11 protein-coding genes are annotated in these 12,529 nt (G+C 39.4%); 7 read left to right on the forward strand and 4 right to left on the reverse strand.

What is annotated here, in order from left to right; all coding sequences use genetic code 11:
- The first annotated feature begins 84 nt into the window (after positions 1-84).
- The gene (locus tag AC1M84_RS12510) at positions 85-960 is read left to right on the forward strand and encodes a metal-dependent hydrolase (protein WP_481594019.1); all 876 of its coding nucleotides are present in this window, start codon (positions 85-87) and stop codon (positions 958-960) included.
- Between the two features lie 158 nt (positions 961-1,118).
- The gene (locus AC1M84_RS12515; RefSeq protein WP_481594018.1) at positions 1,119-1,988 is read left to right on the forward strand and encodes a metal-dependent hydrolase; all 870 of its coding nucleotides are present in this window, start codon (positions 1,119-1,121) and stop codon (positions 1,986-1,988) included.
- A 54-nt stretch (positions 1,989-2,042) separates the two neighbouring features.
- Here AC1M84_RS12515 and AC1M84_RS12520 read toward each other — a convergent pair whose 3' ends face one another.
- Complete coding sequence (locus AC1M84_RS12520) at positions 2,043-3,038, reverse strand: DUF2804 domain-containing protein (RefSeq protein ID WP_481595099.1); 996 nt, start codon at positions 3,036-3,038, stop codon at positions 2,043-2,045.
- A gap of 131 nt (positions 3,039-3,169) precedes the next feature.
- Positions 3,170-4,288, reverse strand: a complete 1,119-nt coding sequence (locus AC1M84_RS12525; RefSeq protein WP_481595100.1) for a CaiB/BaiF CoA transferase family protein — start codon at positions 4,286-4,288, stop codon at positions 3,170-3,172.
- Positions 4,289-4,498: 210 nt separating this feature from the next.
- On the opposite strand from AC1M84_RS12525, the gene AC1M84_RS12530 reads away from it, so the two are divergent.
- The 4 genes from AC1M84_RS12530 to AC1M84_RS12545 all read left to right on the forward strand — a co-directional run bounded on the left by AC1M84_RS12530 (position 4,499) and on the right by AC1M84_RS12545 (position 10,047).
- On the forward strand, positions 4,499-5,509 hold the full coding sequence (locus AC1M84_RS12530; RefSeq protein WP_092768523.1) for an AraC family transcriptional regulator: 1,011 nt from the start codon (positions 4,499-4,501) through the stop codon (positions 5,507-5,509).
- A 745-nt stretch (positions 5,510-6,254) separates the two neighbouring features.
- Positions 6,255-7,460, forward strand: a complete 1,206-nt coding sequence (locus tag AC1M84_RS12535) for an acetyl-CoA C-acetyltransferase (protein WP_035267939.1) — start codon at positions 6,255-6,257, stop codon at positions 7,458-7,460.
- Between the two features lie 11 nt (positions 7,461-7,471).
- On the forward strand, positions 7,472-9,604 hold the full coding sequence (locus AC1M84_RS12540) for a 3-hydroxyacyl-CoA dehydrogenase NAD-binding domain-containing protein (RefSeq protein ID WP_481595101.1): 2,133 nt from the start codon (positions 7,472-7,474) through the stop codon (positions 9,602-9,604).
- 113 nt (positions 9,605-9,717) lie between these two features.
- Positions 9,718-10,047: a hypothetical protein gene (locus AC1M84_RS12545; protein WP_179999860.1), complete on the forward strand. Its 330-nt coding sequence runs from the start codon at positions 9,718-9,720 to the stop codon at positions 10,045-10,047.
- A 38-nt stretch (positions 10,048-10,085) separates the two neighbouring features.
- On the opposite strand, the gene AC1M84_RS12550 is transcribed toward AC1M84_RS12545, so the two are convergent.
- Both AC1M84_RS12550 and AC1M84_RS12555 read right to left on the reverse strand, forming a co-directional pair.
- Positions 10,086-10,514 carry a GNAT family N-acetyltransferase gene (locus AC1M84_RS12550; RefSeq protein WP_481595102.1) on the reverse strand — a complete coding sequence of 143 codons (429 nt, stop codon included), beginning with the start codon at positions 10,512-10,514 and terminating at the stop codon, positions 10,086-10,088.
- A 21-nt stretch (positions 10,515-10,535) separates the two neighbouring features.
- Entirely contained in the window at positions 10,536-11,747 is a 1,212-nt protein-coding gene (locus AC1M84_RS12555; protein WP_481589547.1) for a class I SAM-dependent methyltransferase, read from the reverse strand.
- Between the two features lie 103 nt (positions 11,748-11,850).
- Here AC1M84_RS12555 and trhA point away from each other — a divergent pair, with 103 nt between their 5' ends.
- A complete protein-coding gene (trhA, locus tag AC1M84_RS12560; RefSeq protein ID WP_481595103.1) occupies positions 11,851-12,489 on the forward strand; it encodes a PAQR family membrane homeostasis protein TrhA in 639 nt (212 codons plus the stop codon).
- Positions 12,490-12,529: the final 40 nt, after the last annotated feature.

Consider the following 12,529-nt stretch of genomic DNA (forward strand, 5'->3'; position numbering starts at 1 on the left):
TATAAAAAATGGCAAGTACTGTCAAAACAATCAGACCAATGCCATACATACTTAAACGATCTAAAGCGGATGAATGAAAATAAGATGAACGCATTGGTAAAATATCAGGTTGATCCTGTCGTACGCACGAATCTCAATTTCAAGCTCTCAGAAATTCCTCGTTTTTGGTTTGGTGGAGATCCATTCAAAACCCGTATGTTTGATGCATTGAGTCTAACTTTCCCAGACGGAGAGCGCTACTTCATTGAATCAGTTCGATTATTTAGAGATAAAATCAAAGACCCTGAATTACAAAAACGAGTCGCAGATTTTATTCGACAAGAAGCACAGCATGGAATTGCGCATGACAAGATGAATCAGGTCATGAAAGATCAAGGTATGCCTGTCGATCAATTTATTAAGGTTCTTAACAAAATTTTTAAATTCGAACTGACACGTCATTCACCTCAATACAATATTGCCATGACTGCTGCAGCCGAACACTTAACTGCATTAATGGCTGATACTTTTTATAGTCAAAAAGCAACCCTTGAAGATGCTCACCCCTATGTGCGCGCGCTTTTAGCATGGCATGCTATCGAAGAGATGGAGCATCGTGATGTGGCTTTTGATGTCATGAAACAAGTCGGTGATGTTCCAGAACTTACTCGACAATTTGCTTTGGCATTTACAACTTTCATGATGCTTGGATTTACAACTTATCGTGCCAATATCATGTTGAAGTATGACGGATTTAGTCGTTTAGACCGTTTCAAAATGACCGTCAAAGGACTTCCATGGTTTATCGGTCGAAATGGCATGTTAACGAGAATGAAAGGTCCATACCTAGATTGGTTTAAAAAAGACTTCCATCCAAGCCAACATCCTGTGATTGCCCAATATGATGTCTGGGTAAAAACATTAGCCGAGACCAATGATCCAATTCAAGCTGGTGAAGCATTCTGGCAAGCAGCTCGATAATATTCCTATTGCCGGCTGGATCATTTTTATTCAGATGATTTAGCCGACATTACTTACAGTTTTAATCTCCTTCTCTCTCTTCTTTTGTCCTGTAGAGATAATGACCTCAATGTGATTTTTTTACATACTTGTTCTTTCTGCATAAGTGATAAAATAAAATGAATGCAATTACCACATACCATCCAGTGATTCGTAAGCACCTTGATTTCCGACTCAACGAAGTACCACGATTTTGGTTTAACAACGATCCTTTTAAAACACGTGTATTTGATGCTTTGAGTTTGACATTTCCAGATGGAGAACGATATTTCATACAGTGTGTCCGACTATTTCAACCGCATATTCAAGATCCTGTCTTAGCCAAACGTGTGAAAGACTTTATTCAACAAGAAGCGCAACACGGTATTGCCCATGACAAAATGAATAAAATTTTAATTGAGCAAGGTATGCCGATTGAAAAATATATTCATCAAGTCAATCAACGTTTCAAACATGCGTTAAAAAGGTATCCTGATCGTTTTAATATTGCGATCACCGCTTCATGCGAACACTTAACCGCTTTAATGGCAACGACCTTTTTCAGTCATAAAAGTACGATGGCCCATGCACATCCTTTTGTCCGTGGTTTATTTGCATGGCATAGTATTGAAGAAATGGAACATCGCGATGTTGCTTATGATGTTATGATCGAGGTAGCGCAGACTTCAAACCTTACACGTTATACCGCCTTGGTTTTAGTTACGCTTATGATGTTTGGATTTACCATGCAAAGAACACATGGACTTCTCAAACAAGATGGTTTTACTCGAATTGAAAGGTTAAAAATGTTTGCTCAAGGCTTGAAATGGTTGCTTGGAAAAGATGGCATTTTAACGGCAAAAAAACGAGAATATTTAGACTGGTTTAAACCTGATTTTCACCCAAACCAACACCCTATTATTCATCAATACCAAGTTTGGGTTGATACGCTCGCTGAAACTCAAGATCCAATTCAAGCAGGTGAAGCTTTTTGGCAAGCTGCGATATAAAAAAGAATGTAAAAAAAGTCCGATCAATCGGACTTTTTTGTTGTTATGACGCCATTACCATTTAGCGTAATGTTGCTCTAATAGTCCATACTCTTGATTAAGCTCAATATGCTGACCATCATCTGAAATAATAAAACCCGTAATTTTAGATTGCCACTGACTGAACTGGCTGCCTACCATTCTAAGATTAAGATTTTCATAACGGCGCCAGCCTGTTTCAATGGTCAATTGTAATTTGTCATCCATAGATCGTATGGTCCACATCTGATCATTTTGCATTTCAAAAAGAACATCCGTCAACGCATAAAGGCGTCCATTAATCCACAAACAGTTTTCATTCCCAAAACTTTCATTCACGCCAGAGGCAAGATTCAAACCCACACGGTTTCCTTGCGCATCCCAAAAATTTGAAGATAGCCAAAACCAAGCCGTTTCAGGTCTTAGAAAACCGCAAGTATCATCAAGCGAAGCAAAAGTTCGTGAGTTAAATTCAATTTTTTCTTTTTGTTTATTAATGAAATACCCTTCAACGGCCAATGTAGTTAGTTTCTGAGTATAGGTCCAACCATTAATTCCAGTAGGACTGCACATCGACAAAGGATCTGTTCCAGCACAAAAGATACGTGCAGACAGTTTTTCTTCACCATGTTTGATCACTTTGATATAACGAACACCATTGGCATGTTGAATATCGAGTTGGATTTTTCCATGTTTAAAATGGCTATGATTAAATAGTGGCTGTTCATCTAGAACCGTACTGTGTGCCAATACATTAATCGCATTCCACTCGACGACTTGTCCGGTATTATGGTCATAAATATAGATAAAACCATGTCCCGCCCAAGCGATATCGACGATAGCCATCCCAATGCTGTAATGCTCATGTTGGATACTACAAAACTTAAATTTCTTATATTTAAGTTTTTTTCTCCACCCTTTGAGCACTTTGCCATATGGCGTTTTATAAATATATTTTGAAACAGAAATTGCGCTTGGCAATTCTGTAAAACGCCCATAGCGCGGTTGACCATTTACTTGAATTAAATCCATTGGGACTCAGCCTAATTTCATTCCATGACAATTATAGACTTTAGTCTAAAGTATTTCATTTACTGTGTGACAGCATAGACTAAAGAACCGATAAAGATCGGTTCTTTTTTCTCATATATTCAATACTTTGACTACCAGTTCCCTTCACCCAGTGTTTGGCCGATATAATGATACTGTGCCTTGGATCTTGAAAATTTAATTGGACAAGCCAACTGTTTTTCTACCTCATTTGCATCTATCCTTAGAGGTACATCTACTGTCCAAGCACGTTGTTGAGCCAAATCTGACGTCAGAGCTTCATCTAGATTTAACACAGGTTCTACACATACGTCTAATTCAGAAAATGTTTTACGCCATACATCAAAACTTTTTTCCCTGATTTTATCAGCGATCGCAGCCTTGACTGCTTTTCGATCTTCAACATCAAATGAAGTTCCTTTTTCCAATAAGATAGGCAGTTCTAATATAGTTGCCAGACCTGTCATAAATTGAGGTTCTAGACTCCCAATTGAGATATAGCGCCCGTCTTGCGTTTGATAATAGTCATAAAATGTTCCCCCATTCAGATGTTCATTTTCAGGGTATTGATTCTGTCCACCTGCAAGTACAGCTGCCGCAGCCATATTGTTTAAGGTCACCGCACAATCCGTCATAGAGATATCAATATATTGACCTAAACCACTCCGTTGCCTTTCAATCACGGCTGTTAAAATGCCGATCACTGCGTGTAAAGAACCGCCTGCGACATCAGCAATTTGAATCCCCATAGGTGGTGGTCCACTTTCCTGCCGACCTGAATGCCCAGCAATCCCTGAGAGCGATACATAGTTAATGTCATGTCCCGCTTTATCTTTATAAGGACCTGTTTGCCCATATCCTGTTATTGAACAATAAATCAGACGTGGGTTTATTTCAGATAAAGTTTGATAGTCGAGTCCTAAACGTCGCATCACTTCAGGACGGAACTGCTCAATCACGATATCGTATTCTGAAATTTTTGATTTAATGAGTTCAATACTCTGACTATCTTTTAAATCTAGAGCAATCGACTGCTTGTTGCGATTCAAATAACTGTGCGCCGTGGCTTGACCATTTGCATAAGGTGGCAACATTCTGACAAGGTCTGGTCGATTTGGTGACTCTATATGGACCACCTCTGCCCCTAGATCTGCTAAGTACAAGGTCGCAAAGGGTCCGGGTAATAATGTGGAAAAATCTAAAACTTTCAATCCCTTTAATGCAGCTGTCATTGTTATTTTCACCAAGAATATGTTGATTTTTCACCCATAATAGAAATATAAAACAAGATTAACAATGTCATGTTCAGCCATTTACCTTGATCATTTCGGCAATTTATGATGTAAAAGAGCAATTACTCTAGTGATAATTGCCAATTAAATTATTTTTTGTGTCATTTAGGTCAAGTAGCAGTGAACATCAAAGAGACTGAAGGATTTAACATGAGTCGCGATACGATAAGTATCCATTTTGTGAATGCAGCCCTGACTGGGGTAAAACGTCTAGGGATGGATGTTGACACTTTACTTTCACATGTCGGCATTGAAGCTGAACTACTCCGCCAACCTAAAGCACGTATTTCTCCTGAGCAGTACACACGCTTTGTTAAAATGCTGTGGATGGTCACCCAAGATGAACACGTTGGTTTTGATATCCAGCCACGTCGCTTAGGGACCTTTGCGATCATGTGTCAATTGATCATACATGCCAAAACTTTAGGTGATGCGCTTGAGTTATCATCACAGTTCTATAAGTTATTCGGTGATGAGTGGTCTGTGACTTTAGAGCGCGATAAACATGAAGCACGCTTAGTTCCACTCATTCCAAAAACAATGGATCCTGACCATTTCATTACTGAAAGTATGCTCATGATCTGGCATGGTTTGGCATCGTGGCTTATTGAGCGTCGTATCCCGTTAGAGCGTGTGCATTTTTCTTATCCACGCCCACAACATGCAGATGAATATGATGCGTTATTTTTTGCGCCAGTGATCCAATTTGATTCAGCTCGTACTGAAATCACATTTGCTGCAGACTACTTAGACCTTCCAATTCGCCAAGATGAAAACACCTTGGAAGAGTTTCTAAAAGGTGCTCCAGCGAAACTGTTGGTGAAATTCAAGAATACCAATTCACTCACATCACGTATTCGCGAAGTATTGAAGAGCCAAATTGGTGAAGAAATGCCAACATTAAATGATGTTGCAGCCATGCTCTATTTATCACCACAGACGCTTCGCCGTCGCTTAGCTGCTGAAGGTAAGAGCTATCAAGGTGTGAAAGATGCTTTGCGTCGAGACGCCGCAATTCACTTACTGTTAAACCCATCTTTAACTTTAGAAGATGTGGCACAACAAGTCGGCTTTAGTGAAACCAGTACCTTCCACCGAGCATTTAAGAAGTGGACAGGGGTAACACCAGGACTGTATCGTCAATTACATGGTTATCATTAATTTATTCAAACATAAAAAAAGTCTGACATTGTTCAGGCTTTTTTTTACATATGGATTTAAGTGCTTATTTATTTTGCAAAAATATTCAAGTTGAAATTAAACTATTCGGAATATTTAAAGGAATAATAAGATGACACTTACTGCAATCCTAATATCAATTTTGATTGGAATAGCGCTTTATTTTACAGTGTAAAATCGCACAGCTCTGTACCTCAAGCTGATATACAGTACACTTATAATATTGTCGGAGAAAATGCATATCAAAAAAATTTACTTAAAATAGCTGGTCAAAAAAAAGCTGTATCTAAATTTCATGAATGTACTGCTCATGTTCTGTCAGAACCATATAACCAATACGATCAAAATGCGATCACAGTTGAAATCAACGGATTAACCGTTGGCTATTTAAGTAAATTAGAATCTGAAAGGGCAGTTTATCAATAAAAAAGTGCCCGCTGTAATTAACGGTGGTTGGTATGTTGATAAAGATGATGAAGGCTCTTATGTTGTAAAGCTTGCCATATCAAGCGCCAAAGATTTGATATAGCTGAATTATAATCTAAGCATTCGCTTTATGAATTTTTTAACATTCATTAAAAATTTTTTCATTTCGCAATCTAAAACACTTAATTTTTCAGTGACCAAAAATATCAAACGACTCATCCGTTCTCGTCATTGCACAATCACATAGATCATCTACACTCAAAACACCATAACAATTTCAACCTATAAAAAAGGAACTATTATGAGCGAGGCTTATATCATTGATGCCATTCGCACACCACGCGGAAAAGGAAAAAAAGATGGTTCTTTACATGAAGTAAAACCAATCACATTACTCACAACGCTGTTAAATGAACTTCAAACTCGCCATCAACTCGATACTTCTAAAGTCGATGACATCGTACTGGGTTGTGTAACTCCAATTGGTGATCAAGGCGGTGATATCGCTAAAACTGCTGCAATTGCAGCAGGCTGGAATGATGATGTAGCAGGCGTTCAAATCAACCGTTTTTGTGCTTCAGGACTAGAAGCTGTCAATCTTGCTGCACAGAAAGTTCGTTCAGGCTGGGAAGATGTTGTAGTTGCTGGTGGTGTAGAGTCAATGTCGCGTATTCCAATGGGCTCCGATGGTGGACCATGGGCACTCGATCCAGAAACAAACCTGAAATCTACGTTTGTTCCACAAGGGATTGGTGCTGATTTAATCGCAACTTTAGATGGCTACTCTCGTGCTGATGTAGATGCTTTTGCTGCAGATTCACAAAAAAAAGCAGCAGCGGCTCAAGCGAATGGTTACTTCAATAAATCAGTTGTACCAGTAAAAGATAAAGCTGGCGTTGTCGTTTTAGATAAAGACGAGTTCATCAAACCAACGACTACCGTTGAAGGCTTAGCCAAATTAAATCCAAGCTTTGAAATGATGGGCGGTATGGGATTTGATGCAGTCGCATTACAAAAATATCCAGAAGCTCAGAAGATTAATCACGTTCACCATGCAGGAAACTCTTCAGGCATTGTAGACGGCGCTGCTGTTGTTCTACTTGCATCTGAAAAAGCGGTTCAAGAACAAGGCTTAAAACCACGTGCCAAAGTATTAGCAACTGCGCTTGTCGGAACTGATCCAACAATCATGTTAACTGGTCCAGCACCTGCGGCACGCAAAGCTTTGGAAAAAGCTGGCTTAACCATTGATGATATCGATTTATTTGAAGTGAACGAGGCGTTTGCGGCTGTAGTAATGCGCTTTATTAATGAACTGAATGTCGATCCTGCAAAAGTCAATGTAAATGGTGGTGCAATTGCAATGGGTCATCCACTCGGTGCGACAGGTGCCATGATTTTAGGTACGTTGCTCGATGAACTTGAACGTCAAGGTAAAAAACGTGGCTTGGCTACACTGTGTGTAGGTGGTGGTATGGGTATCGCAACGATCATTGAATTGGTATAAGGAGAATAATAATGAGTGCAATTCAATTTGAAAAAAATGCTGATGGCATTGTTATTCTCACCTTAGACTCACCTAATCAGTCTGCCAATACCATGAATGCAGATTTCCGAGTTGCTTTGGAAGAGACGGTAACAAAACTGAAAGCCGAATCTGGCATTACAGGTATCATTTTTAAATCTGCAAAGAAAACCTTTTTTGCAGGCGGTGATTTGGATGAGTTGATTCAAGCTCAACCAGAACACGCCACTGAATTCTTTGGCATGATCCAAAAAATGAAAGCGGAATTCCGCTATATTGAAACCTTGGGTGTACCTGTTGTTGCTGCGTTAAATGGAACAGCTCTCGGTGGTGGTTGGGAAATCGCACTAGGCTGTCATGCTCGTATTGCATTAAATGATCCTAAAGCGAAATTTGGTCTACCTGAAGTTACCTTAGGATTGTTACCAGGCGGCGGTGGTATCGTGCGTATGGTACGACTGCTCGGCTTGCAGAATGCTTTTCCTTTCTTGATGGAAGGTAAACAATTTGGTGTAGAAAAAGCAAAATCTCTAGGCTTAATTCAAGATACGGCTGATTCTGAACAAGAGCTCATGGATAAAGCAATTGCTTGGGTTAAAGCAAATCCAAAATCTCAACAACCATTCGATGTTAAAGGATACAAAATTCCGGGTGGTACGCCATCATCACCTCAAGTGGCTCAAGTCCTTGCCATTGCCCCAGCAATGTTGCGTGACAAAACAAAAGGTTGCTATCCAGCCCCTGAAGCCATTATGGCTGCTGCCGTTGAAGGTGCTCAGGTAGATGTTGATACTGCATTAACTATTGAATCTCGCTATTTTACGTATCTGGCAACTGGTCAAATTGCGAAAAACATGATTGGTACTTTCTGGCATGGACTGAATGCAATCAAATCAGGTGAAAGCCGCCCTAAAGAGCCTTCAAAATGGCAAGCGACTAAAGTAGGTGTTTTAGGCGCTGGAATGATGGGTGCTGGCATTGCCTACTCGACAGCGGTTAAAGGGATTCAAGTCGTCCTTAAAGATGTATCGATTGAAAATGCGGAAAAAGGTAAGGCGTATAGTCAAAAACTGTTAGATAAACGTGTTTCACAAGGTCGAATGACTGCTGAAAAGCGCGAACAAATTTTATCTCTCATTACCCCTACAGCGAATGCATCCGATTTACAAAGCTGTGATTTAATCATTGAAGCTGTATTCGAAAATCAAGAACTCAAAGCTAAAGTAACTCAAGAAGCTGAGCAATATTTGGTTGACGGCGGTGTGATGGCTTCTAATACATCCACCTTACCGATCACAGGTCTTGCAACAGCAAGTAAAGATGCGAAAAACTTTATTGGACTGCATTTCTTTAGCCCTGTTGATAAAATGCAGTTGGTTGAAATTATTAAAGGTAAAGAGACTTCAGCTGAGACACTAGCTAAAGCCTATGATTATGTTCAACAAATTGGAAAAACACCTATCGTGGTGAATGATAGTCGTGGTTTCTTCACCAGCCGCGTATTTGGTACTTTTGTCAACGAAGGTTTGCGTTTACTGGCTGAAGGAGTACATCCAGCCAAAATTGAAATGGCTGCTTTAAAAGCAGGTATGCCAGTCGGTCCATTAGCAATCCAAGATGAAGTCGCACTAACCTTGTCTGAGCATGTGACCAACGAAACGCGTAAAGCACTTCAGGCTGAAGGCAAAGATTTACCACACTCCCCTGCTGAAGATGTTTTAAAGCAAATGATCCATGAATTTGGGCGTAAAGGCAAAGCTGCTGGTGCTGGTTTTTATGAATATCCAGAAGGTGGTAAAAAATACCTTTGGGATGGTTTAAACCATTGGACGAAAGAGGCTGATATTTCTGAGCAAGAAATGATTGATCGCTTCTTGTTTGTGCAATCTTTAGATACCTTACGTTGTCTTGAAGAGGGTGTTTTAGAGTCTGTCATTGATGGAAATATCGGTTCTATTTTTGGCATAGGATTCGCCCCTTGGACTGGCGGCGCTTTACAGTTCCTCAATCAATATGGACTCGCACAAGCGCTTGAGCGCGCGAATCAGCTTGAAGCGAAGTATGGTGAGCGTTTTAAAGCACCTCAACTCCTCAAGGACAAAGTTCAGTATGGAAAGTCGATCTGATTGATATAAATTAAAAACCTCTCTTCGGAGAGGTTTTTTTCGGTCTTGTCGATAAATATGTGTTATAAAGTAACATATTCTCAGATTCATTTTACCCAACTTGGTATAGCATTATGACTGATCATTCTTCACCAGAAAAATCTCCTTGGGGTTGGAAAGCGCTAATTATCGCGATCATTTTAAGTATTATATTTATGGTGATTTTCTATGTAGCCATTGAAAATGAACCTGACTATATGCCAAGTAAACAACGAACAGAAACCAGTGAACATCATGCATTCAAAGCATCACCTGTGATGTCTGAAGAAGCAGCAGCAAAAATAGAAGCCAACAAAGCTGCTCAAGCTAGTGCAACTGAGCACAATATGACTGAAGAAGAACACGCAGCAATGGGCGAACACAGTCATACACATGATGGTGAATCAGGTTCACATAGTCATTGATATTTGTGATGAAAAAACGGAGCATTGGCTCCGTTTTTTTATTCAAGCTGCATCGTCATATAAACATGAGGAATACCACAATCTAAGTATTCCTTACCGTGGGGCTCAAACCCTAAACGTTGATAAAATGGTAATGCATGAACTTGAGCAGAAAGATTCAAGGTTGGTCGCTTTTCCCTTTGAGCAAACTCAATTATAAATTTCATGAGCTCAAACCCAACACCTTTTCCTCGATAAGCCTTTATGACTGCTACCCTTCCAATACTATGGTTTTGAAGTAGTCGAGCCGTGGCGATTGCCTCACCTTCATGGAAAACAACGAAATGAATCGATGTCTCATCTTCCATATCCCATTCGTCTTCAGGTGAAATTTGTTGTTCCAGAATAAATACTTGCTCTCGTATCTGCATCGCGTAGCACTTTAATTGCGACCATGAACCTACTTGAACATCGAAGACATTACTCATGTGTTAATTCCCAAAGGGGTGTTAGCACTTTTCACCAATATTTTGTTGCTCCCACTCTCCTTTTAGAAGCAACTCTAATGAGTGCTTTTGAATACCATACATATTTTTTAATGCAATTATTTGATCTAACACTTGCTGATCTGGTGCGTTCAAATCTTTGCGCTTGGTGGCTAAAATCATTTTATTTTTGCTAGTATGTTCCAAAGCCACAAATTCAAAAACTTTAGTCTCGTAACCATAGGCTTTTAACAATAGCGCTCGAATTGTATCTGTCAGCATTTCAGCTTGTTGCCCCTCATGAATACCAAACTGCAACATTGGTTTTAATACAGAGGGACTTTGCATTTGAGGTCTCAACTCTTTGTGGCAGCACGGCGCGCACATAATCATTTGCGCATTCAATCGAATACCGGTATGAATCGCAAAATCAGTTGCTACATCACAGGCATGCAACGCAATCATGACATCGAGTTTTTCAGGCGAGTAAGTTCGTACATCTCCTTGGAAAAAATCTAAATGCTTAAAATCTGATTTACGGGCAACATCTTGACAGAATTGAACCATTTTCTCGTTCAGTTCCACACCTGTAACATAAGGATTATAATCATTTTTTTGTAAGTAGTCATACAGTGCAAAGGTGAGATAACCTTTACCTGAGCCAAAATCGACAACGTTGAGCTGCTGATCAACTTGAATTTGGTTTAATGCGCCTGAGCAAATCTCAACAAATTTATTAATCTGTTTCCACTTACGCGCCATGCTTGGAATAATTTGTTCTTTTTGATCCGTAATACCCAACGGTTGAAGAAAATAACTTTCTTGCTCAACAAAACGGTGTTTTTGACGGTCGTGTGATTTTTCAATGATCTTGGAGACTGAAGCCTTTTTACTTTGAGTTAAGATCGCTTTTTTCTTATTTTTCTTGAGCTGTAACTCGCTGTCCAATGTAAAAAGATTGGCTTGTTTGCATTCACTGACCAATTTACTCACCAACGGATCAGCTTCATCAATTGGAAAATTTTTGGTCACATCTTGAGTTTTAAAGCGATACAGAACATTCAGCATCCATTCATCTTGTAATCGAATCATGCGTAAAGTCATCTTCTCTAAAGCTTCTATCTCGCCCTGATACTGACTCAGAATCATACGATCAAAACGCTGAGAAGCTAATGCTTGATGAAATGCTTCAAGAAATTGTTGCTCTTGCGGTGTGGAGGATGCCGAAACGGTCATAAACAGTGCCAAAAAAAGAAATGCTATTAAATTTTAATGCGTCTTACGCGAAAAGCAAAATTCAATTACGATACAGATGTATAATTAAATGTGTAAGTGAACAATGAAAGCATCTCCTGCTTCGTATAATCCATTAGAAGAAAAAATTAATTTCATCAGTCATGCCATTGGTGCTGTCTTGGCCGTCATCGGTGCCATTTTATTGATTATAAAAGGTGCTGCTTATCCTATGGCACAATGGATCGGGCTTTGGGTCTATGGACTTAGTTTAGTTCTACTCTTTACGGCGTCTAGTCTTTATCATTTTGCGGAAACACCTGAGCGTCGGGGTTGGTTTAAAAAATTGGACCACACGGCTATTTATTATCTCATCGCAGGAACTTACACGCCTTTTCTATCTATAGCTTTACCAACGCAAAAAGCTCACTATTTATTAATTGCACTTTGGGTAATTGCGGCGATTGGCACTTTATTTAAATTGGTATTTATTCACCATTTTCAAAAAATATCGCTTTTTGCCTATCTTGCAATGGGATGGTTAGCATTACTTGTGATCGATGATATGCGTACATATTTATCTGATCAAAGTTTAAGCTTACTTATAATTGGTGGCCTTGCTTACACCATAGGCGCATTGTTTTATGCTTTAAAAAAGGTAAGATACACTCACGCTATCTGGCATATTTTTGTATTGATAGGTGCAGGATCACATTTCTTGTCTATTTATCTTTACGTGCTATAACCACTTTAACTACATCGTCTAGCAACCCTAACACCGTAGA

This window comes from Acinetobacter sp. 24-47-66 (assembly GCF_056779755.1).

Coding starts and splice junctions, on each gene's coding strand:
- AC1M84_RS12550 (WP_481595102.1), bottom strand. CDS start 10,514: ATGAGTAATGTCTTCGATGTTCAAGTAGGTTCATGGTCGCAATTAAAG.
- AC1M84_RS12530 (WP_092768523.1), top strand. CDS start 4,499: ATGAGTCGCGATACGATAAGTATCCATTTTGTGAATGCAGCCCTGACT.
- AC1M84_RS12555 (WP_481589547.1), bottom strand. CDS start 11,747: ATGACCGTTTCGGCATCCTCCACACCGCAAGAGCAACAATTTCTTGAA.
- AC1M84_RS12535 (WP_035267939.1), top strand. CDS start 6,255: ATGAGCGAGGCTTATATCATTGATGCCATTCGCACACCACGCGGAAAA.
- AC1M84_RS12540 (WP_481595101.1), top strand. CDS start 7,472: ATGAGTGCAATTCAATTTGAAAAAAATGCTGATGGCATTGTTATTCTC.
- AC1M84_RS12525 (WP_481595100.1), bottom strand. CDS start 4,288: ATGACAGCTGCATTAAAGGGATTGAAAGTTTTAGATTTTTCCACATTA.
- AC1M84_RS12515 (WP_481594018.1), top strand. CDS start 1,119: ATGAATGCAATTACCACATACCATCCAGTGATTCGTAAGCACCTTGAT.
- AC1M84_RS12510 (WP_481594019.1), top strand. CDS start 85: ATGAACGCATTGGTAAAATATCAGGTTGATCCTGTCGTACGCACGAAT.
- trhA (WP_481595103.1), top strand. CDS start 11,851: ATGAAAGCATCTCCTGCTTCGTATAATCCATTAGAAGAAAAAATTAAT.
- AC1M84_RS12545 (WP_179999860.1), top strand. CDS start 9,718: ATGACTGATCATTCTTCACCAGAAAAATCTCCTTGGGGTTGGAAAGCG.
- AC1M84_RS12520 (WP_481595099.1), bottom strand. CDS start 3,038: ATGGATTTAATTCAAGTAAATGGTCAACCGCGCTATGGGCGTTTTACA.